This is a genomic window from Nocardia sp. NPDC057440 (assembly GCF_042802915.1).
Classification (GTDB): domain Bacteria; phylum Actinomycetota; class Actinomycetes; order Mycobacteriales; family Mycobacteriaceae; genus Nocardia.
Window position 1 is genome coordinate 61,130 of sequence record NZ_JBHVDF010000006.1, and the last position, 26,034, is coordinate 87,163.

1 protein-coding gene is annotated in these 26,034 nt (G+C 69.0%); it reads right to left on the reverse strand.

Features of this window, described 5'->3' with window-relative positions; all coding sequences use genetic code 11:
• Positions 1–5 precede the first annotated feature (5 nt).
• A complete protein-coding gene (locus tag ACFU4Z_RS13885) occupies positions 6–26,027 on the reverse strand; it encodes an SDR family NAD(P)-dependent oxidoreductase (protein WP_379062672.1) in 26,022 nt (8,673 codons plus the stop codon).
• Positions 26,028–26,034: the final 7 nt, after the last annotated feature.

A 26,034-nucleotide genomic window follows, 5' to 3' on the forward strand; every position in this document is an offset into this window, starting at 1 on the left:
GTCCTTCAGTCCTCGGAGGAGTTGTTGTAGGCCAGGTCGATCAAGCCGTCGATATCGAGCTCGTCGATCGACTCATCCGTGACGGTCTGATCGGTGTCGTCCTGGCCGTCCTGCCCGTTCGTGAGCTTCATGAGGGCCTCCAGCAGGCCCGCGTCGCGGAGACGGGCGAGCGGAATCGTCTGGAGGGCGTTGCGAATGCTGTTCTCCGACAGCTCCGTTGCCGGCTCCGAGCCCCGATGGCCGCCGAACTCACCGGCCAGATATTCGGCCAGCGCCTGCGGTGACGGATAGTCGAACACCGCGGTCGCCGGCAATCGCAGACCTGTCGCGGTCGCGAGGGCATTACGGAATTCGACAGCGGAGATCGAATCGAAGCCCAGCTCGCTGAAGGGCCGGTCGGGTGCAATCACATTCGCATTCCGATGACCCAGAATCGTCGCGACCTGACCGCGCACGATCTCCAGCAGCACGTCGAGGCGCTCTCTGTCGGTAGTGCTCGCCAACCGTGCCCGCAGCGCCGCCGACGCACCCGAGGCTGCCTTCCGGCGCTGCGGGACCAGCCCGGAAAGCAGGACGGGCACTGCGGATCCCGCGCCGCGCATGGCATCGAGATCCAAGCGGGCCAGGATGGGGGCCGCCGTGTCCAGCCCGGTCACCGCATCGAACAGCGCCAGGCCCTGCTCCTGCGACAGCGGCAGCATGCCGGACCGGGACATCCGGCGCCGCTCGGCATCGCCGAGCTCCGCCGCCATACCTCCGTCCATGCTCCACAGACCCCAGGCCAGCGAGGTGCCGGAGAGCCCGGATGCCCTGCGGTGCGCGGCCAGTGCGTCCAGGCAGGCGTTGGCCGCGGCGTAGTTGCCCTGGCCGGCATTGCCGAACGCACCGGCCGCCGAACTGAACACCACGAACGCCCGCAGCGGCAGCTCGGCGGTCAGTTCGTGCAGGTGCAGTGCGGCATCGACCTTCGGCCCGAACACCGCATCCATGCGGGCCGGAGTCAGCGAAGCGATCGCACCGTCATCGAGCACACCGGCCATATGGAACACACCGGTCAGCGGGTGGTCGGCAGGGACGCCTGCCAGCACCTGCGCCAGCGCGGCACGATCGGCGACGTCACACGCGACGAACTCGACCTCGGCACCGAGCTGCTGCAGCTGGTCCCGCAGTTCGATTGCACCGGGCGCGGATTCACCGCGCCGGCTCAACAACAACAGACGGCGAACACCGCGCGCGGACACCAGATGCCGGGCGAACAACCCACCGAGGAAGCCGCCGGCACCGGTGATCAGAACCGTGTCGTCCGGATCGAAGGAACCGGCCGCCGGAGCGTCGGTGGAGACGACCCGCGCGAGTCGCGCGACGTGTACCCGCCCGGCGCGGACGGCCACCTGTGGTTCCTCGGCAGCCAGAATCCCGCCCAGCAGACCGTCTATGCCGGAATCGCTGTCGATCAGCACGATCCGGCCAGGATGCTCCGACTGCGCGGCCCGAACCAGGCCGCCGACAGCGGCACCGGCCACGTTCGCAATGTCCTCCCCGGCCACCGATACCGCGCCACTGGTCCGAACCACCAGCACCGACTCGCCGAACCGAGGCTCGGCAATCCAGGACTGCAGTGCCTCCAGCACACCATGAGTAGCGGCACGAACGGTGGCGGGATCATTGCCCGCCGGGCAGTCCAGCACCACCACCTGCGGGACCTGCTCACCCACGTCACCGAGATCCGCCCATGCCACGCCGGCGACCTCGTTCTCGGACACCGTGATCGGCGTCCAGCGGACATCGAAGACGGCAGTGCGAGTAATGGGTGTGCCCGCGGTGAGCTGTGCGGGATCGATCGGCCGGGACGCCAAGTGCCGCACCGTCGCCACCGCAGCACCGGTCGAATCCGCCAGATCCAGCGCGACTCCGCGTTCACCGATGCGAGTGAGCCGAACCCGCAACGCATCGGCCCCCGCCGAGTGCACAGTGACGCCGGACCACTCGAACGGCAACGCCAGGCCGGTTTCCTCCGACGCGGTGTCCTCGGCAAACCGCAAGGCGTGCAATGCCGCATCCAGCAGCGCGGGATGCATGCCGAACCGTTCCGCGTCCGCGCGCGCCGTCTCGGGCAACGCGACCTCGGCGTAGAGCCCGTCGGATCCGCGCCAGACCGCTCGCAGCGCCTGGAACACCGGACCGTAGTGATAACCCTGCGCATCGAGGGCGTCATAGACGCCGTCGATATCCACCGCGACCGCGTCCGCGGGCGGCCACGACACCAGATCCACTGCGGCACTGTCACCTTCCGGCGCGAGCCCGCCCTCGGCATTCAACGTCCACGGCGCATCGACACCCTCGTCGAAGCGGGAGAAGATCCGAACCCCGCGACGACCGGCCGCGTCCTCGGCATCGACCACGACCCGCACGGCGACCCCCGCCGAATCCGACAGCACGAGCGGCGCCCGCAATACCAGCTCCTCCAGCATCGTGCAGCCGAGCTGTTCTCCTGCGTGCAGGGCGAGTTCGACCAGACCGGTGCCAGGGACCAACACGGTGTCCATGACCGCATGGTCGGCCAGCCAGGGCTGCGCCTGCACCGACAATCGGCCGCTGAGCGCGATCGCGTCGGACTCCGGTTGCGACACCACGGCCGAGACCATGGGATGCCCGGTGGCCGCGAAACCCATCGACCTGGCGTCACCACCGGCGGCGGACCCGGCGGCCATCCAATAGCGCTGACGCTGGAAGGCGTAGGTGGGCAGGTCGATGCGCCGAGCTCCGGTACCGGCGTACAGGCGGGCCCAATCGACGTGAGCGCCGGTGACGAACAACCCGGCAGTCCCGGCCACCACAGCGGACGCGTCCGCCTGGCCTCGACGCGCCAGCGCCACCACCGTCGCGGTCACGGTCAACTCCTCGACGATCTGGTTGACCATCGGGAAGAGCACGGCGTCCGGTCCGACCTCGGCGAACCGGGATACACCCAGACCTGCCATCGCGACAACCGCGTCGGCGAACCGGACGGTGTCACGAACCTGACCGACCCAATACGCCCGATCGGTCATCTCATCGGTGATCCGGGCACCGGTCACCGTCGACACCAGCGGGATGCTCGGGCGACCGAACACCACACCATCTATCGCCGAGGCGAACTCGGCCAGCATCGGCTCCATCAAGGCCGAATGGAAGGCATGCGAGACCCGCAATCTGTGTGTCCGCCAGCCACGCTCGGTGCACTTCCCGACTACGGCGAGCACATCGTCTTCGATGCCGGAGAGCACCACCGATGTCGGGCCGTTGACCGCCGCGACCGAGACCTCGCCGGACAGCAACGCCGTCACGTCGGCCTCGGCGGCGCCGACAGCGACCATCGCCCCACCGGAAGGCAACGCCTGCATCAACCGGCCGCGCGCGGCCACCAGCACACACGCATCCTCGAGCGACATCACCCCCGCCACATGCGCGGCGGCGACCTCACCGATCGAATGACCGGCCACCACATCCGTTCGTACGCCCCACGATTCGAGCAACCGGAACAACGCCACCTCGAACGCGAACAACCCCGCCTGCGCGAACACCGTCCGATCGACCGAATCCTCGTCCGAGAGCGCCACATCCAGCGAAGTCCGCTGTCCCAGCAGCGGATCCAGCCGCGCGACAATCGCATCGAAGTGCTCGGCGAACACCGGGTACGCCGCACGCAACTCGGCAGCCATATCAGCCCACTGCGCACCCTGACCCGAGAACACCACACCCGTCGAACCCGCCGCCACCCGGCCGGACACCACACCTGGAAGGGATTCGGCCCGGCTCAGCGCTTGTGTTCCGGCCCGCAGCGCGTCACGTTCGGTCGCGAACACCACGGCCCGGTGGTCGAACAGCATTCTCGAATCGACAAGAGAGAAGCCGACATCGACCGGGTCATCCTCATGGCCGCTCACCTGCGCTGCCAAGCGGGCGGCCTGATCGGCGAGCGCCTCTCCACTGCGGGCGGAGAGCACCCAGGGCAGCACTCCGCCGGCCGGAGCGGTCTTGTCCTCCGGAGCCGGGACCACTGCGGGCGCCTGTTCGACGATCAGGTGCGCGTTGGTGCCGCTGAGGCCGAACGAGGACACCGCCGCACGACGCGGCCGGTCAGCAGCCGGCCACGACACCGGCTCGGTCAGCAGCCGGACCTGTCCCTCGGACCAATCCACCTTCTTAGACGGCTGATCCACATGCAGGGTCTGCGGCAACAGTCCGTGCTGCATGGCCATGACCATCTTGATCACGCCACCCACACCCGCCGCCGCCTGAGCGTGACCGATATTGGACTTCAACGACCCCAACCACAACGGCCGCGCGGTATCCCGATCCCGGCCGTATGTGGCCATCAGCGCCTGCGCCTCGATCGGGTCACCCAGTGTCGTGCCGGTGCCGTGAGCCTCCACCGCATCGACGTCGACCGCGGAAACACCAGCGTTCGCGAGGGCTTGGCGGATCACCCGCTGCTGCGACGGGCCGTTCGGCGCGGCGAAACCATTCGACGCGCCATCCTGATTCACCGCCGAACCCGCGAGCACGGCGAGCACCCGATGACCGTTGCGCCGGGCATCGGACAACCGCTCGAGCACCAGCACACCCGCGCCCTCCGACCAGGCGACACCGTCGGCCGCGTCCGCGAAGGACTTGCAGCGACCGTCCGGGGACAACCCCCGCTGGCGACTGAACTCGAGGAACATGTCCGGTGCCGACATCACGGCCACGCCGCCGGCCAACGCCAGATCGCATTCGCCCGACCGCAGCGACTGCGCGGCCAGATGCAGGGCGACCAGCGACGATGAGCACGCCGTATCCACCGACACCGCAGGACCTTCCAAGCCCAGCGTGTAGGCGATGCGACCGGAGACCAGACTGCCGCCGGCGTTGTTGCCGGTACCGGCGCCCTGGGCGTAGTCGTGGTACATCACGCCGGTGAACACGCCGGTCGAGCTGCCGCGCAGCACCGCCGGGTCGACACCGGCGCGTTCCAGCGCCTCCCAGGAAACCTCCAGCAGCACCCGCTGCTGCGGATCCATCACCGTCGCCTCGTTCGGGCTGATCCCGAAGAAGTCCGCGTCGAAATCGGCTGCGGAGTACAGGAATCCACCATGGCGCGTGTAGGTCTTGCCCGCCTTGCCGGGCTCGGGATCGTAGATACCGTCGATATCCCAGCCCCGATCGTCCGGCAGCTCTCCGGTGGTCTCCCCACCGGACGCGACCAGCCGCCAGAGATCCTCCGGCGACGCGATTCCACCCGGGTAGCGGCAGCCCATCGCCACCACGGCGATCCGGTCGTCACCGACGGCTGCGCCGGTGGTGATTTCGATGTCCCGGCTCGTGCCGGTGAACTGGGAATCGATGAAGTCGGCGACGAGTTGCGGGTTGGGGTAATCGAAGATCAGCGTGGCAGGCAGTTGCAGACCGGTCGCGGTATTGAGCTTGTTGCGGAACCCGATGGCGCTCAACGAGTCGAACCCGACCTCCTGGAAAGCCTGCTGTGGCTCGATGGCAGCGCCGGAGGCGTGCCCGAGAGTGTCCGCGGCAGTGGCCCGGACGAGATCGAGCAGTGCGGCGGCGCGCTCGGTGCCGGAGAGCCCGGCCAGCCGCTGCGCGAACGCCTGCCCAGCCACGGTCCGAGTCGCCCGGCGCACGGGAGCGGGCGCGATCGCCCGCAGCAGGGCGGGGATCTGCTCGCCCCGGGTGCGCAGCACGGCCGCGTCGACCCGTAGCGCCACCACCTGGGCCGTCTCGGCGGCGATCGCCGCATCGAACAACGCCAAGCCTTCGGCCTCGGTCAACGGCGGGAAACCCAGCCTCCGCATCCGCTCGAAGTCGTCCTCCGACAGCTCGGTACCGAGGCCGGTCGACCGCGCCCACAGGCCATAATCAATTGCGGTAGACGGCAATCCGAGATCGCGACGATGTGCCGCGAGGGCGTCGAGGAAGACGTTCGCCGCAGCGTAGTTGGCCTGGCCGGCGGCCAGCACCAGCCCACCCGCCGAGGACAGCAGTACGAACAGCGACAGCGCGGCGTCGCGGGTGAGCTCGTGCAGATGCCACGCGGCATCGGCCTTGGGCCCGAAGACATTCCCGAGCCGGTCCGGCGTCATCGACTCGATCACACCGTTATCCGCGATTCCGGCCGCGTGCACGACGCCCACCAGCGGATGCTCGGCCGAGATGCCGTCCAGTAGTGCGGCGACCGCGGCCCGATCCGACACATCGCAGGCGGCGACCGCGACCTGCGCGCCGAGCTCGACGAGCTCATCGCGCAGCTCGGCGGCGCCGGGCGCACCCGGACCCCGCCGGGATGTCAGGAGCAGGTGGCGCACACCGTGTTCGGTCACCAGATGCCGGGCGATCACCGCACCAAGGCCGCCGGTCCCGCCGGTCACCAGCACCGTGCCCGGCTCGAGCGGCCGAGCGACCGCATCGGATGCGTGGCGGCCGAAGCGCGGCACCAGCACCTTCTGCCCACGCAGTGCGGCTTCCGGTTCCGCGGCCATCGCCGCGGTCCCGACGGAGATCGGATCGTAGTCGCTGTCCAGGTCCAGGAGCTGGAATCGACCCGGGTGCTCCGCCTGCGCGGCGCGCACCAAACCCCACACGGGCGCCTGGTCCAGCCGCACCGAGTCGGAATCGGCGACGGCCACGGCGAGCCTGGTCGACACCACCAAACGAGAACCGGCGAAACGGGTTTCGGCCAGCCACCCCTGGACGGTGTCCAGGACCCGGGTCACCACCCGGCGTGCGGCCTGCGGCGGCGCGGCGTCCTCGAATGGGCTCTCCAGCAGCACCATCTCGGGGACGACCGCGTCCGGGTTCGCATCCAGATCGGCGATCAGCTCCGCGAGATCACCGAAGCCCCGCACCGCACCGGAACTTCGGCCCCAGCCGAGCGCAGCCAGCAGGCCGGGCTCCGCGGGCGCCGCAGGCGGGGCAACAGTGCTCCAGTCCACGCGGAAGAGGGATTCCCCGGCATGGTCGGCGCCCAGGCGATCGGCCGATACCGGTCGCGACACCAACGCACCGACCGACAGCACCGGGTGCCCCTGGTCATCGGCCAGCTGCACCGCGAACTTGGCGCCGTCGACCACGATTCGGACGCGCACCGCGGCGGCGGCGGCGGAGTGCAACACCACGCGGTTCCAGGTGAACGGCAGGGCCGGGAAATCACCGACACCATCCCGAAGACCGTGCACGATACCGACATGCAGCGCCGCGTCGAACAGTGCCGGATGAACTCCGAAGCCGTTGCCGTCCTGCGGATCCGGCAACGTGACCTCGGCGAACAACTCGTCACCACGCCGCCACGCCGCCTGCAAACCCTGGAAGAACGGGCCGTAGCCGTACCCGAGGTCGAACAACTCGTCGTAGACGCCCGCGAGGGGAGTCGGCTGCGCACCCGCGGGCGGCCACACGGCCAGATCGAAATCGGCCGCCGTCTCACCCGGTGCGAGAACACCTTCGGCGTGCAGCAACCACGGCCCCTCGGCGGCCGGGCGCGAATGCGCAGTCAGCCTGCGGCGACCGGCCTCGTCGGCGCCGGCCACCACGACCTGTACCGAGACGCTGCCCTCGGCCGGCATCGTCAACGGGGTATGCAGGACAAGCTCATCGACCACCTCGCAGCCCAGGACGCCGCCGACGTAGCTCGCCAGCTCGACGAATCCGGTGCCCGGCAGCAATACGGTGCCGAGCACGCTGTGGTCGGCCAGCCACTGCATCGAGTCCACCGACCACCGGCCGGTGAAACTCACCTCACCCGACTCCGGATGCGACACCATCGCACCCAGCAGCGGATGCTCCACCGCGTCCAGCCCGGCCGAGCCGACTCCGCCCAGTTCGGCTCCCAGCCACGACTTCGCCAGCATCTGCCGGGGATCGAGCCAGAACCGCTCGTGCTGGAAGGCGTAGGTGGGCAAATCGATTCGCTGACCTCCGGCATGGAGACCGGACCAGTCCACAGCGGCGCCGGACACGAACAAGGCGGCCACCCCACCCAACACCATGGGCGCATCGGCCCGACCCCGACGCGCCAAGGGCACGATCGCCGGAGTCGCGGGCAGCCGCCCGGAGTCGACGATCTGCGCGATCATCGGGGTCAGCACCGCGTCGGGGCCGACCTCGGCGAACCGGGACACACCCAGATCCGTCATTGCCGCAACGGCATCGGCGAACCGCACCGTGTCCCGGACCTGACCGACCCAATACGACGGAACGGCCATCTCATCCGTGATGCGCGCACCGGTCACCGTCGACACCAGCGGGATGCTCGGGCGGCCGAACGCCAAACCCTCTATTACCGAGGCGAACTCGGCCAGCATCGGCTCCATCAAGGCCGAATGGAAAGCATGCGAAACCCGCAATCGGTGCGTCCGCCAACCGCGCTCGGTGCACACCTCGACAAGAGCGGCGACCGCGTCTTCGACACCGGACAGCACCACCGACGACGGGCCGTTCACCGCCGCTATCGACACCTCACCGGTCAGCAGCGGCCGCACATCGGCCTCGGAGGCGCCCACGGCGACCATTCCGCCACCGGAAGGCAGCGGCTGCATCAGGCGACCACGCGCGGCCACCAACACACAGGCGTCCGTCAGCGACAGCACACCGGCAACATGCGCAGCGGCGACCTCACCGATCGAATGACCGGCCACGACATCCGCACGCACGCCCCACGATTCGAGCAACCGGAACAACGCCACCTCGAACGCGAACAGACCCGCCTGCGCGAACACCGTCCGATCCACCAGCTCATCGCTCGCCAACGCCGTGCCCAGCGAAACCGACTGTTCCAGCAGCGGATCCACCTGCGCGACAATCGCGTCGAAAGCCTCGGCGAACACCGGATACGCAGACCGCAGCTCGGCAGCCATACCGGCCCACTGCGCACCCTGACCCGAGAACACCACACCCGTCGAACCCGCCACCACACGGCCGACCACCACACCGGAAGCGGTTTCGGCGCGACCCAGCGCCCGCATACCCGCCAGGAGCCCATCACAGTTCTCGGCCAGGACGACCGCACGGTGGTCGAACACCGCCCGCGTGGACGCCAGCGAGAAGCCGACATCCGCCGGATCCAGGTCATGATCGGCGACATGAGAGGCCAGCCGCTCGGCCTGACCGGCAAGAGCCTGCCCGCCGCGTGCGGAGACCGCCCACGGCAGCAATCCGTCGGCCGGAACGGCCACCACCGGCTCCGGCTCCACAGCCGGGGCCTGCTCGATGATGACGTGCGCATTCGTGCCACTGATACCGAACGACGACACACCCGCACGACGCGGCCGATTCACCTCCGGCCACACCACCGACTCGGTCAACAACCGCACATGGCCCTCGGACCAATCCACCTTGGAACTGGGCGCATCGACATGCAGCGTCTTCGGCAACACCCCGTGGCGCATCGCCATGACCATCTTGATGACACCACCGACACCAGCCGCCGCCTGAGCATGACCGATGTTGGACTTCAACGACCCCAGCCACAAAGGCCGATCCGCATCCCGCTCTTGCCCGTACGTAGCCAAAAGGGCTTGCGCCTCGATCGGATCACCCAAGGTGGTGCCGGTGCCATGGGCTTCCACCACATCCACCTCGGTCGGCGCGATCCCGGCATTGGCCAGCGCCTGCCCGATCACCCGCCGCTGCGAGGGACCGTTCGGCGCGGTCAAACCATTCGACGCACCATCCTGATTCACCGCCGAACCGGTCATCACCGCAAGCACCCGATGACCGTTGCGCCGCGCGTCGGACAGCCGCTCCAGCACCAGGATGCCGACACCTTCCGACCAGCCCACCCCATCGGCGGTGTCGGAGAACGACTTACACCGGCCGTCCGCCGACAGCCCACGCTGCCTGCTGAATTCCACGAACGTCTCCGGGGTGGCCATGACGGTGACACCACCGGCCAACGCCAGATCACACTCACCCGACCGCAACGCCGCCGCAGCCGAATGCATGGCCACCAAAGACGACGAACATGCCGTATCCACCGTGACCGCCGGCCCCTCCAGCCCGAACACATACGAAACCCGCCCCGAGGCAATAGATCCCGCGTTCGCGTTGGCTGGATAGTCGTGATACATCATGCCGACCCACACACCGGTCCGGCTGCCCTTCAACGAACCCGGATCGACACCCGCCCGCTCGAACGCCTCCCACGAAGTCTCCAACAGCAGAAACTGCTGCGGATCCATCAACGCGGCCTCATTCGGACTGATATTGAAGAACGCCGGATCGAACTCCCCTGCGGCATGCAGAAATCCACCCTCACGGGTGTACGTGCTGTTCGGCTTCTCCCCGGCCGCATCGTAGAGACGGCCGACATCCCAACCACGATTCACGGGGAACTGCGACGCCGCGTCCGTCCCCGTCACAACCAGATTCCACAGCTCCTCGGGCGAACCGACCCCACCCGGATACCGGCACGCCATACCCACGATCGCGATAGGTTCGTCGAGCTGACGGTCGCGGGTCTGCAGCGCTCCGCGAACAGCTGTCGCCGAGCCCTGGTGGTCGGCGAACTCGCCTGCCAGGTATTCGGCCAGCGCCTGGGGTGACGGATAGTCGAACACCACACTCGCAGGCAGCCGCAGACCCGTCACGGTCGCGAGGCCATTGCGGAACTCGACCGCGGAGATCGAATCGAAGCCCAGATCGCTGAATGCCCTATCGGGTGCAATCGCATTCGCGTTGCGATGACCCAGAATCGCCGCGACCTGACCGCGAACGGTTTCCACGAGCACACCCAGGCGCTCGCTGTCGGGAGTAGCGGCCAAACGAGAACGCAGCGCCGTAGCGCCGCTCGAAGCCGTCCGACGGCGAGCGGGAAGCAGGCCCGACAGTAGGGCCATGGCAGACCCCGCGGTGCGGATGCCGTCCAGATCGAGACGGGCCAGCACGGGAGCGCCCGCGTCGATTCCGCAAGCAGCGTCGAACAGCGCCAGACCCTGTTCTTCCGTCAGCGGCAGCATGCCCGACCGAGACATCCGGCGCCGCTCGGTATCGCCGAGCTCCGCGCCCATACCCCCGGCCGCGCCCCACAGACCCCACGCGAGCGATTGTCCTTCGCGCCCGGATGCCTTGCGGTGCAACGCCACCGCATCCAAACAGGCGTTGGCCGCGGCATAGTTGCCCTGCCCTGGATTGCCGAAGACGCCGGCCGCCGAACTGAACAGCACGAACGCCCGCAACGGCAGATCGGCGGTCAGCTCGTCCAGATGCAGGGCGGCATCGACCTTCGGCCGCAAGACCGCGTCCATCCGCTCCGGGGTGAGCGCGGCGATCGCACCGTCATCGAGCACACCGGCCGTATGGAACACACCTGCGAGCGGACGGTCCGCAGGGATAGCGGCCAGTACCGCGGCCAGCGCATCACGGTCGGCGACGTCGCACGCGGCGAACTCGACCTCGGCGCCGAGCTGCCGCAACTGGTCCCGCAGCTCGGTTGCGCCGGGGGCGGATTCACCGCGACGGCTCAGCAACAGCAGCCGGCGAACACCGCGCGTGGCCACCAGATGCCGGGCGAACAGGCCACCGAGATAGCCGCTGGCACCGGTGATCAGGACCGTGTCGTCCGGGGCGAAGGGCGAGCCGGTGGCCGACGAAGGGGTCGCCCGGACCAGTCGCGCACCGAAGACCTGCCCGCCACGCACCGCCACCTGCGGTTCCTCGGCAGCCAGAATGCCGCCCAGTAGACCGTCGATGCCGGAATCGCTGTCCACCACCATGATCCGGCCACGACTCTCCGCTTGGGCCGTACGGACCAGACCGGCCGCGGCGGCACCCGCCAGATTCGTAATATCTTCCCCGGCAACCGATACCGCACCGCTGGTCCGGACTACCAACACCGACTCGCCGAACCGCTCATCGGCAAGCCACGACTGCAGCACCCGCAGCACACCGTGAGTCGCGGCCCGAACCGTGTCCGGCTCATTACCCGCCGGGCACTCCAGCACCACCGCGGCAGGCACCTCGTCACCCAGATCCGCCCACGACACCGCATCGATTCCGGTGCCGGACACCGAGATCGGTGTCCACCCGACCTGGAATACGGCGCTGCGCGCAACGGACGCACCGGTGCTGAGCTGCACGGGATCGATCGGCCGTGACGCCAGCTGCCGCACCGTCGCCACCGCGGCACCGGTCGAATCCGCCAGATCCACGGCCACGGCACGGTCACCCACCCGGGTCAACCGCACCCGCAGCGCGCCGGCCCCCGCCGCGTGCACCGTGACACCCGACCACTCGAACGGCAACTCCGGGCCGGCGCCCTCGGCGCGCAGGTGGCCTGCCGGCCGCAGGGCATGCAGCGCGGCATCGAGCAGCGCCGGATGCAGCGCGAAACCCTGGCCATCCTGCGGGTCCGGGAGGGCGACCTCGGCGAAGACCTCCTCGCCGCGCTGCCACGCCACCCGCAGGCCCTGGAAGACAGGGCCGTATCCGTACCCGGCATCGAGCAGCTCGTCGTAGACACCATCGACGTTCAAAACCTGCGCGCCCGCCGGAGGCCACGTCGCGAGATCCACGGCCGGCACGGCCGCGCTCGGGGCAAGCGCGCCTTCGGCATTCAGCAGCCACGACGACGCCGCATCGGCGTCCCCGTCCGGGCTGGAGAAGATCCGCACCCCGCGCCGGCCGGTCTCGTCCGCGGGATCGACCACGATACGCACCGCGGCCCCATCGGACTCCGACAACACCAGCGGGGCCTGCAGCACCAGATCGTCCAACGTCGAGCAGCCGACCCGCTCTCCCGCGTACAGGGCCAGCTCGACGAATCCGGTGCCGGGGAACAATACGGTCCCCAGCACCAGGTGATCGGCCAACCACGGATGCGTCCGCACCGACAGGCGACCGGTGAGGATCATCGCCTCGGAGTCCGGCTGCGATACCACCACCGAAACCAACGGATGGTTGGTCGCCACCAGACCCATTGCCCGGGCATCGCCGCCGCCGACAGGCCCCTCGGACATCCAGTACCGCCGACGCTGGAAAGCGTAGGTGGGCAGGTCGATTCGGCGCGCTCCGGTACCGGCGTACACACCCGCCCAGTCGAGGTCGGCGCCCGCGACGAACAACCTGGCCAGGCCGGTCGGCACCGCGGACACATCGGCCTGGTCCCGGCGCGACAGCGCGACCACGGTTGCGGCCGCACCATCCCCGCTATCAAGGGTTTGCGCGATCATCGGGGTCAGCACCGCATCGGGGCCGACCTCGACGAACCTGGACACACCCGAACCGGCCATCGTGGCGACCGCGCCGGCGAACCGGACAGTGTCGCGGACCTGGCCGACCCAATACGCCGGATCCGACATCTCATCGGTGATTCGGGCCCCGGTCACTGTCGACACCAACGGGATACTGGGTCGGCCGAAGGTCAAACCCGCTATCGCCGAGGCGAACTCGGCCAGCATCGACTCCATCAGGGCCGAGTGGAAAGCGTGTGAGACCCGCAACCGGTGTGTGCGCCATCCCTGTTCGGCGCACTGTTCAGCGACGGCGAGGACATCGGCTTCGACACCGGACAGCACCACCGACGACGGGCCGTTCACCGCCGCGATCGACACCGCACCGGCCATCAGCAGCGGCAGCACATCGAGCTCGGAGGCGCCCACGGCGACCATCGCGCCACCCGCGGGCAGCGCCTGCATCAACCGGCCACGCGCGGCCACCAGCACACCGGCATCCGCCAGCGACAACACGCCAGCGATATGCGCGGCGGCGATCTCACCGATCGAATGGCCGGCTACGACATCCGCACGCACACCGCATGATTCGAGCAGCCGGAACAGCGCCACCTCGAACGCGAACAGACCCGCCTGCGCGAACACCGTCCGATCGACCAGCTCACCGTCCGACAACGCCGTGCTCAGCGAATCCGACTGTTCCAGGAGCGGATCCAGCTCGGCGACGATCGCATCGAAAGCCTCGGCGAACACCGGATAGGCGGTCCGGAGCCCGGCGGCCATACCGGCCCACTGCGCACCCTGACCGGAGAAGACGAAACCTGTCGACCCCGTCGCGACACGACCAGTCACCAGACCGGGTGCCTGCGTATCGGCGGCCAGCGCCCGGACGCCCGCGAGCAGACCGTCACCGTTATCGGCCACGACAACCGCACGGTGCTCGAACACCGCACGAGTGGACGCCAGGGAGAAGCCGACGTCGACCGGATCGTGTTCGCCCACATGCGATGCCAGGCGGGCAGCCTGAGCGGCGAGAGCCTCGGCGCTACGGGCCGAGATCACCCACGGCCGCGCTGCCGGCACCGAGGCCGGCTCCGGAGCCTGGGCCACCACCGGCGCGGTCACCGGGACCTGCTCCACGATGAGGTGGGCATTCGTGCCGCTGATGCCGAACGAAGACACACCCGCTCGACGCGGCCTATCCACCTCCGGCCAGGCCATCGGTTCGGTCAGCAGGCGGACATGGCCCTCGGACCAATCCACCTTGGTGCTGGGCCGATCGACGTGCAGCGTCTTGGGCAGCACGCCGTGCCGCATCGCCATGACCATCTTGATCACACCACCGACACCCGCCGCCGCCTGGGCATGACCGATATTCGACTTCAACGACCCCAACCACAACGGCCGATCCGCACCACGCTCCTGGCCATACGTGGCAAGCAGCGCCTGCGCCTCGATCGGATCACCCAGCGTGGTACCGGTGCCGTGAGCTTCCACCACGTCCACCTCGTCCGGCGATACACCGGCATTGGCCAACGCCTGACGGATCACCCGCCGCTGCGACGGACCGTTCGGCGCGGAGAAACCATTGGACGCGCCATCCTGATTCACCGCCGAACCAGCGATCACCGCGAGCACGTCATGACCATTGCGACGAGCATCGGACAACCGCTCCAACACCAACACACCCGCGCCCTCGGACCACCCGACGCCATCGGCCGTGTCGGAGAACGACCTACACCGTCCGTCCGGCGACAAGCCACGCTGCCGGCCGAACTCGAGGAACATGTCGGGGGTCCCCATCACCGCCACGCCACCGGCCAGCGCCAGATCGCACTCACCGGACCGCAGCGACTGCGCGGCAAGATGCAGGGCGACCAGAGAGGACGAGCACGCGGTGTCCACGGTGACCGACGGTCCTTCCAGACCGAACACATAGGACACCCGGCCCGAAACCAAGCTGCCCGCGGCACCGCTGCCGGTACCGGTGCGCTGGGCGTAGTCGTGGTACATCAGGCCGGTGAAGACACCGGTCGAACTGCCGCGCAGCACCGCCGGATCCACACCGGCGCGCTCCAACGCCTCCCACGAAATCTCCAGCAGCAACCGCTGCTGCGGATCCATCATCGTGGCTTCGTTGGGGCTGATCCCGAAGAAATCCGCGTCGAAATCGGCTGCGGAGTAAAGGAATCCACCCTGACGGGTGTAGGTCTTGCCCGCCTTGCCGGGTTCTGGATCGTAGATGCCCTCGATATCCCAGCCACGATCCGACGGCATCTCGCCGGTGGCGTCGGTGCCGGAAGTGACCAGGTCCCACAGGTCTTCGGGCGAGGCGACGCCACCGGGGTAGCGGCAGCTCATCGCCACCACCGCGATCGGGTCGTCGCCGGTGCGGACCCGGCTGATCACGGGCTTTTCGACCGCCGCGGTGCCGGTGAGCTGCGAACCGATGTACTCGGCGACAACCTGCGCGTTCGGGTAGTCGAAGACCAGCGTCGCCGGCAGTTGCAGACCCGTCGCGACATTCAGCTTGTTACGGAATTCGACCGCGCTCAACGAATCGAAACCGAGCTGCTGGAAAGCCTGTTGCGGCTCAACAGCATCCACCGACGCATGCCCGAGAGTGGCGGCCGCCACCGATCGGACGAGGTCGAGCAGAGCGCGCGCACGGTCCGCGTCCGACAAGCCGGCCAGCTCGAGCGCGAAGGCCTGGCCCGCAACGGTCCTGGTCTGCCTGCGGACCGGGGCCGGTGCCAACGAGCGGACCAGAGCGGGGATCTGCTCGCCCCGCGTCCGGAGCACCGCAGGATCGACCCGCAGCGCCACCAGCTGCGCGGTATCGGTCGCGATCGCGGAATCGAACAGCGCCAGACCGTCTGCCTCGGTCAGCGGGGGGAAGCCCTGGCGGCGCATCCGATCGAAGTCATCTTCGGACAACTCGACACCGAGCCCCGACGATCGCGCCCACAACCCGTAATCCACCGCCGTCGCAGGCAATCCCAGACTCCGACGGTGTGCCGCGAGCGCATCCAGGAAGACATTCGCCGCGGCGTAGTTCGCTTGACCGGCGGCCAGCACCAGCCCGCCCGCGGACGACAACAGCACGAACAACGACAACGAGGCATCGCGAGTCAGCTCGTGCAGATGCCACGCCGCATCGACCTTGGGCCCGAACACATAATCGACCCGCTCGGCCGTCATCGACTCGATCAGACCGTTGTCCGCTGATCCGGCCGCGTGCACCACACCCACCAGCGGATGCTCAACCGAAATACCATCCAGCAACGCCGGCAGCGCAGACCGATCCGACACATCACACGCGACAATGGTCACCTGCGCACCCAACTCGGTCAGCTCCGCGCGCAGATCCGCGGCACCCGGAGCATCCGGGCCACGCCGAGACGTCAGAAGCAGATGGCGCACACCGTGTTCGGCCACCAAGTGCCGGGCGATCACCGCGCCCAGGCCACCCGTACCACCGGTCACCAGCACAGTGCCCGGTCCGGACAGCCGCATGATCGAACCGGGCGCGTGACGACGCAACCGCGGCACGTACGCGCTCATACCCCGCATCGCGGCCTCCGGCTCGGTCGCGACAGCGGCCGCCGCGCCGAGCGAATCACCGTCGGCGTCCAGATCGAGCAGCTGGAATCGGCCCGGGTGTTCGGCCTGCGCGGCACGCAGCAGGCCCCACACCGGCGCTTGGCCCAGATCGACCTGCTCCGAGTCGGCAACGGCCACCGCGTGCCTGGTCAGCACCACCAAACGCGAACCAGCGAAACGACTGTCGGCCAGCCAACGCTGGACGGTCTCGAGCACGCCGATCGCGACCCGGCGGGCGGCCTCCGGCGGCGCACCCTCGTGGGTGGGGCACTCGAGCAACACCAGGTCGGGCACGACCGAGTCGGGGTTCGCGTCCAGATCGGCGATCAATGCCGCGAGATCACCGTCGCGCCCGCCGAGTACCGCAACCCGGTCCGGCTCGACGTTCGCCGTGGACGGCGCGGCAGCGACCCACTCGACGCCGAAGAGGGCGTCCGATGCCCCCTCCGCGCTCAGGCGATCGGCCGACACCGGCCGAGAGATCAACGCGCCCACCGACAGTACGGGTTGCCCCTGCTCATCGGCCATCTGCACCGCGAACCGGTCGCCCTGCAGCACGATGCGCACCCGCACCGCGGCAGCGCCGGCCGCGTGCAGCACCACGCGGTTCCAGCTGAACGGGAGCGCCGGGAAACCCTCGACGCCGCCACGCAGACCATGGACGATCGCGGCGTGCAGCGCCGCGTCGAACAGCGCGGGGTGGATCCCGAAACCCTTGGCGTCCTTCGGATCCGGTAGCGCGACCTCGGCGAACACCTCGTCACCGCGCTGCCACGCGGCCCGCAGCCCCTGGAAGAAGGGGCCGTAGCCGTATCCGATATCGAGCAGCTCGTCGTAGGCGCCGTCGACGTCCAGTGGTTGCGCGCCGGCGGGTGGCCACGCGACGAGGTCGAAGTCGGCCATCCCCTCGCCGGGGACGAGCACGCCTTCGGCATGGAGCACCCACGGACCCGCGGCTGTCTGCCGCGAGTGCACGCTCAGTCGCCTGCGACCGGCCTCGTCCGCGGCGGCCACTACGACCTGCACGGCGACATCGCCCTCGGCCGTCAGGGTCAACGGAGTATGCAGAACGAGCTCGTCGACCACCTCGCAGCCCAGCAGGCCACCGACGTGACCGGCCAGTTCGACGAATCCGGTGCCCGGCAGCAACACGGTGCCCAGCACGCTGTGGTCCGCCAGCCATTCCACCGAATCCAGCGACCACCGGCCGGTGAAGCTCACCGCACCCGAATCCGGGTGCGGCACAACCGCACCCAGCAACGGATGCGCCGCCGCATCCAGCCCGACCGCGGTGAGACCGCCCAGTTCGGCGCCGAGCCACGACTGCGCCAGCATCTGCTTGGCGTCGAGCCAGAACCGTTCGTGCTGGAAGGCATAGGTGGGCAGGTCGATTCGCCGCGCCCCCGTCCCGGCGTAGAAACCGGCCCAGTCCACCTCGGCACCGGCCACGAACAACCGGGCCACCGCACTGGTTACGGTCACCGCGTCCGCGTGGTCACGTCTGGTCATCGAAACCGCCGTGGCGTCGCTGAGAGTCTGGGCGACCATCGGGGTCAACGCGGCGTCCGGCCCGACCTCAGCGAACCTGGAGACACCCGAACCGGCCATCGTGGCAAGGGCATCGGCGAACCGGACCGTATCCCGGACCTGACCGACCCAATACGACGGATCGGTCATCTCGTCGGCGACCTGGGCGCCGGTCACCGTCGACACCAACGGGATGGTGGGCCGACCGAAGGTCAAACCCGCTATCGCCGAGGCAAACTCGGCCAGCATCGGCTCCATCAGAGCCGAATGAAAAGCATGCGAAACCCGCAATCGGTGCGTCCGCCAACCACGCTCGGTGCACACCTCGACAACAGCGACGACCGCGTCCTCGACACCGGACAGCACCACCGACGACGGACCGTTCACCGCCGCGACCGACACCCCCTCGACATCGGCCAGCAAGGGCAGCACGTCGGCCTCGGACGCGCCGACAGCGACCATCGCCCCACCGGAAGGCAACGCCTGCATCAACCGACCACGCGCAGCCACCAACACACACGCATCCGACAGCGACAACACACCGGCCACATGCGCAGCGGCGATCTCACCGATCGAATGACCGGCCACCACATCCGTTCGTACGCCCCAGGATTCGAGCAGCCGGAACAACGCCACCTCGAACGCGAACAACCCCGCCTGCGCGAACACCGTCCGATCGACCAGCTCACCGTCCGCCAACGCCACACTCAGCGAAGCTGATTGCCCCAGCAGTGGATCCAACTCGGCAACGATTCCGTCGAAAACCTCGGCGAACACCGGATACGCCGCACGCAACTCGGCCGCCATACCGGCCCACTGCGCACCCTGACCCGAGAACACCACACCCGTCGAACCCGCCACCACGCGGCCGGACACCACACCGGATGCGGGCGAACCCGCGGCCAGCGCCCGCACGCCCGCGAGCAGCCCCGCACGATCATCGGCCACCACCACGGCCCGATGCTCGAAGACACCGCGCGTCGACGCCAGCGAGAAACCGACATCGTTCGGATCATGGTCGACCACATGCGATGCCAGCCGCGCAGCCGCAGCGGCCAGAGCCTCGCCGCCGCGCGTCGACAACATCCACGGCACCGCCGGGACGGTCCGGACCTCCGGGACCGACTCGACCGCCGATACCGGGGCCTGCTCGATAATGAGATGTGCGTTGGTGCCGCTGATTCCGAACGAGGAGACACCAGCACGACGCGGCCGATCCACCTCTGGCCAGGCCATCGGTTCGGTCAGCAACCGGACATGGCCCTCGGACCAGTCAATCTTCGTGGACGGCTGATCCACATGCAGGGTCCGCGGCAACAGTCCGTGCCGCATCGCCATGACCATCTTGATCACGCCACCGACACCCGCCGCCGCCTGAGCGTGACCGATGTTGGACTTCAACGACCCCAACCACAACGGCCGATCCGCACCACGCTCCTGGCCATACGTGGCAAGCAGCGCCTGCGCCTCGATCGGATCACCCAGCGTGGTACCGGTGCCGTGAGCTTCCACCACGTCGACGTCGACCGGCGACACCCCGGCATTGGCCAAGGCCTGACGAATGACTCGCCGCTGCGACGGACCATTCGGCGCGGTCAAACCATTGGACGCGCCATCCTGATTCACCGCCGAACCAGCGATCACCGCGAGCACGTCATGACCATTGCGGCGCGCGTCCGACAACCGCTCCAGCACCAGCACACCGGCGCCCTCGGACCAGGCGACACCATCGGCCGCGTCGGAGAACGACTTACACCGACCGTCCGGCGACAGCCCCCGCTGCCGGCTGAACTCCACAAAGGTCTCCGGAGTCGCCATCACGGTCACACCACCGGCCAAGGCCAGATCGCACTCACCCGACCGCAGCGACTGTGCCGCCAAATGCATTGTCACCAGCGACGACGAACACGCCGTGTCCACCGTGACCGACGGCCCCTCCAGACCGAAAACATACGAGATCCGGCCGGACGCAATGGATCCCGCGTTCGCGTTGACCGGATAGTCGTGGTACATCATGCCGGCGAAGACACCGGTCGCACTGCCGCGCAGCAGCGCGGGGTCGACGCCGGCTCGCTCGAACGCCTCCCACGAGGTCTCCAACAGCAGAAACTGCTGCGGATCCATCAGCGCGGCCTCATTCGGGCTGATATTGAAGAACGCCGGATCGAACTCACCTGCGGCATGCAGGAATCCGCCCGAACGCGTGTAGGTGGTGTGCGGTGTTTCCCCGGTCGGGTCGTACAGCCGCTCGGTATCCCAGCCGCGGTTCACCGGGAACTCCGACGTCGCGTCGGTCCCGGTCACGACCAGCTGCCACAGCTCCTCGGGCGATCGGACCCCGCCCGGGTACCGGCACGCCATGCCGACGATCGCGATCGGTTCGCCATCGAAGGCTTTCGCGGCGGTGACCGCCACGTTGTGCCCGGTACCGGTGAGCTCGTCGGTCAGGTGCGCGGCTAGCGCCTGCGGTGTGGGGTAGTCGAAGACGACCGCGGCCGCCAGCGACAGGCCGGTGGCGGTCTTGAGCCGGTTACGCAGCTCGACCGCGCCCAGGGAATCGAAACCCAAGTCCTGGAAGGCACGATCGGGATCGATCGCGGTCGCACTGTCGTGGCCGAGAACGGCCGCGATGTGGGTTCGGACGGTATCGAGCACCGCCTGCCGCTGCCGACCGGCGTCCAGACCCGAAAGCCGTTGCCGCAGACTCGACCCCACCATCGAGTGCTCCGCGGACCGCCGCACCGCCGGCGCCAGTGCGCGCAGCAGCGGGGGCAGCAGCCCGGCCTCGGCCTGAGCGCGGATCGTGGCGGTGTCGACCGTGGCGATCACCGCGTGCGCCGTGCCGCGTTCGAGCGCCGCATCCCAACCGGCCAACGCCGACTCGTCCGGGATCGCGGTGAATCCGGCCCGGCTCATCCGAGCCAGGTCGACCTCACCCAACTGCCCGGCCATACCGCCCGAGCGTGCCCACGGACCCCACGCCAGCGACTGACCGGCCAGTCCGCGGGCTCGCCGGTGAGCCACCAGCCCGTCCAGGAAGGCGTTCGCGGCCGCGTAGTTGCCCTGCCCCGGACCGCCCACCGTGCCCGATATCGACGAAAACACCACGAACGCGGCGAGATCCAGATCCGCGGTCGCCTGGTGCAGATGCCATGCGGCATCCACCTTCGGTGCCAGCACCGCATCCACCCGCTGGGTGGTCAAGGAGGCGATGACCCCGTCGTCGAGCACACCCGCGGCATGGATCACACCGGTCAACGGCCACTGCGCGGGGATGTCGGCCAGCAGCCCGGCCACCGCGTCGGCGTCGGTGACATCACACGCCACCACCCGCACCTGCGCACCCAATTGCTCCAGCTCGGCGCACAATGCCGCGATGCCCTCGACCCGAGGACCTCGGCGACTCACCAGCAGCAACGACCGTACGCCGTGCTCGGCCACCACGTGCCGGGCCACCACCGCGCCCAAACCACCTGTACCACCGGTGATCAGCACCGTTCCGGCACCGAAGGCGTCGGCGGCGGCCGTTGCAGACGCGACGGGCGCAGGCCGGGAGAGCCGCGCGGTGTGGGTGATGCCGTCACGGAGGACTACCTGAGGTTCGCCCACGGCCACGACAGTGGCCGCGACGGACTGGTCGACGCCGGTGTCGGTGTCCACCAAGATGATTCGTCCCGGATCCTCGGTCTGCGCGGTCCGCACCAAGCCCCACACCGCGGCACCGGCGAGATCGGTGAGATCCTCCTCGGCCACCGCGACCGCACCGCGGGTGGCGACCAGCAGGGTGCTCGCGGCGAACCGGTCCTCGGACAGCCACGCCTGTACCACCTCGAGAACGCGTGCGACCTCGGCATGGGTACCGGTCACCACGTCGGTGCCGGAGGCTTCGCTCCACCCGGACCCGGTCTGGACCACCACGACCGGCGGCACCGCCGCTTCCGGATCCAGCCGGTCCCACCGGACCGAACCCGAATCCACTGCCGGCGAATCCGGTTCGACCGGCGACCACACCACTTCCAGCAACGCATCGGCCGCGCCGCTCGCACCCGCGGCGAGCTGCTCCAGTCGCATGGGCCGGGGCGTCACCGATCCGGACAACACCGGCTGACCCTGCTCGTCCGCCGCCCACAGCGACACCGACGATCCGGTGGTGGTCAACCGAACGCGCAGCACCGATGCCTCGGCCGCGTGCAGCGCGACCGACTCCCACGAGAAGGGCAGCACGACTTGCCCGGCCGCCACCGTGAACGGTGAATCCCGCTGTCCCGCAGCATTATCGAGGACACCGGCCAGCAGTCCGGCCTGCAGTGCCCCATCCAGCAGTGCCGGATGAATCCCGAATCCTTCGGCGCGCGCACCACTATCGGCGTCGATGGCGATCTCGGCGAATACCTCGGCGCCACGTCGCCACAACGCCCGCACACTCTGGAAGGCCGGACCGTACTCGTAGCCCCGTGCCGACAGGGCCGTGTACGCGGACGCGACATCGAGATCGGTCGCCGCGGCCGGCGGCCAGGTCTCCGATGCGGGCGCGGCCGGGTCGTCCAGGGTGGTCAGCTGCCCCCGCGCGTTCAGGACCCACTGACCGTCCGGATCGTGCTCACTGCGCGAGTAGATCGAGATCGGCCGCTGCGCGAACTCCGGTCCGGGCCCGCCGACGACAACCTGGATCCGCACACCGCCCGAGGCGGGCAGCAGCAGCGGCGCCTGCAGCGTCAGGTCGTCGATCACCGGGTATCCGGCTTCGGCACCGGCGCGCAAGGCCAGCTCGACGAAGCCGGTCCCCGGCAGGAGGACCAGCCCGGCGACCGCGTGGTCGGCCAGCCACGGCTGCGTCGCCACCGACAACCGGCCGGTCAGCAGCACGTCGCCGGACTTCGCCTCCGACACGACCGCACCAAGCAGCGGATGCCCCATCGCGCCAAGACCCACCGACTCGACACCGGCGGCGCCGAGCGCGGGTTCGAGCCAGAAGCGCCGGCGGTCGAAGGCATAGGTGGGCAGTTCCACCGTTGCCGGGTTCGGGTCCGCGAGCACCGCGTTCCAGCGCACCGGCACCGCCCGCACAGACAACCGCGCGACCGCGGCGAGGATCTCGGCGGGTTCGTCACGCTCGGGATGCAGCACCGCCACCACGGTCGCCGCCTCGGGCAGGCACTCGGCGGTCATCGCCGACAGCACCGAGTCGGGACCCACTTCCACGAAGGTGTCCACACCGTCGGCCCAGGCCGCGGCCGCGGCGTCGGCGAACCGCACCGGCCGCCGCACCTGATCGACCCAGTACTGCGGCGAGCACCACAGGCCGGGATCCGCCACCGCCCCGGTGACGGTCGAGATCACCGGAATCCGGGGCGGATCGAAGCGCAATGTCGCGACCACCTCGGCGAACCGCGCCAGCATCGGTTCCATCAACGAGGAATGGAAGGCATGGCTGACCCGCAACCGTTTGACGCGTCGCCCGTGCTCGCACAGCTGCTCGGCGAGACCGTCCACGACCTCCGCACGACCGGAGATCACCACTGCCGCGGGGCCGTTGACCGCGGCCACGTCCACCCCGTCGACGCTGTCCAGCAGTGCGGTGATCTCCTGCTCACCGGCCTGTACCGCGAGCATCGCTCCGCCGGTGGGCAATTCCTGCATCAACCGGCCCCGCGCCGCGACCAACGTGCACGCATCGGCAAGGCTCAGCACGCCGGCGACATGCGCGGCGGCGATCTCACCGATCGAATGCCCGAACACCACATCCGCGGTGACACCCCATGATTCGAGCAGGCGATACAGCGCCAACTCGACCGCGAACAGCGCCGGTTGGGTCAACCGGGTCTGCTCCAATTCGGTTCCGGAGCTGATCGCGTCGCGCACGGAGAGCCCGAGCAGCGGATCCAGCTGCGCGCAGACCTGGTCGAAGGCCTCGGCGAACACCGGGAACCGGCCATACAGCTGCTGCCCCATGCCCGCCCGCTGGGAGCCCTGCCCGGCGAACATCACACCGACCCGCGACGCCGCGCCGGAACCGACGGCGACATCGGGACCCGGTTCGCCGGCCGCCACCGTGGCCAGTCGGCGCAGCAGCTCGGCCCGGTCGTCCCCCACGACCACGGCCCGATGCGCGAACAACGTGCGAGTCGAGATCAGCGAATGCGCCACCTCGGACACCGACACCGCGGGATCGGCGGCCACGAACTCGTGCAACCGCGCGGCCTGCGCCCGCAGCGAGGCCTCCGACTTCGCCGACACCACCCACGCAACCGCCGCGACGTTGCTTCCCGAGCTGCCGGGTTTGGTGCCCGGCTCGGATTCGGCCGGTGCGCCGTCGGATACGTGTTCGAGGATGACGTGCGCGTTGGTGCCGCTGATGCCGAAGGAGGACACCGCGGCCCGGCGGGGCCGGTCCGCTTCCTCGGGCCAATCCCGCTTCCGGGTCAGCAGTTCGATCGCGCCGGTGGACCAGTCCACCCGCGGGGTGGGCTCGTCGACATGCAGGGTCGGCGGCATCACCCCGTGCCGCATCGCCATGATCATCTTGATCATGCCGCCGACGCCCGCCGCGGCCACCGAGTGACCGATATTGGATTTCAGCGACCCGAGCCACAGTGGCCGCTGCGGATCACGGTCCTGTCCGTAGGTGGCGAGCAGGGCGTGTGCTTCGATCGGATCCCCCAGCACCGTGCCGGTGCCGTGCGCCTCCACCACATCCACGTCGTCGGTCGAGAGCCGTCCGTTGGCCAGCGCGGCGCGGATCACCCGCTGTTGCGAGGGACCGTTCGGCACGGTCAAGCCGTTGGACGCGCCGTCCTGATTGATCGCCGTTCCGCGAATCACCGCCCACACTCGATGCCCGTGTCGCTGCGCGTCGGACAGCCGCTCCAGCACCAGCATGCCCGCGCCTTCGGACCAGCCCGTGCCGTCCGCCGACGCCGCGAACGACTTGCACCGGCCATCGGCCGCCAGCCCCCGCTGCCGGGAGAATTCCACGAACATCCCCGGCGAGCCCATGACCGTCACGCCGCCGGCCAACGCCATCGCGCACTCCCCCGAGCGCAGGGACTGGGCCGCCAGATGCACCGCCACCAGCGACGACGAGCACGCGGTGTCCACCGACACCGCCGGGCCCTCCAGCCCAAGCGCGTACGCCACCCGGCCCGACACCACGCTGCCGGTCGTACCGGTCAGCAGGTAGCCCCGCAGATCCACCGGACCCGCGTGCAGCAGATCGGCGTACTCCCCATTCGCCGCGCCGGCGAAGACACCGGTATCGGATCCCCGCAACGTCGACGGGTCGATACCGGCTCGTTCCAGGGCTTCCCAAGAGGTTTCCAACAGGATCCGCTGCTGCGGGTCCATCGCCAGTGCCTCGCGCGGGCTGATTCCGAAGAACTCCGCGTCGAATTCCGCTGCGTCATAGAGGAACCCGCCCGAGCGCGTGTACGACTTCCCGCGCGCCTGCGGGTCCGGGTCGTAGAGCCCGTCCACGTCCCAACCGCGGTCGGTAGGGAACTCACCGACCGCGTCGACGCCGTCGGACACCAGATTCCACAGATCCTCCGGAGAGGCCACTCCACCCGGGTAACGACACGCCACACCCACAACCGCGATGGGCTCGAATTTCTGATCCTCGACTTCCCGCAGCCGCCTGCGGGTTTGGCGCAGATCGACCGTCAGGCGCTTCAGGTAGTCAAGGTGCTTGTTGTCGTCGACCATCTAAGTT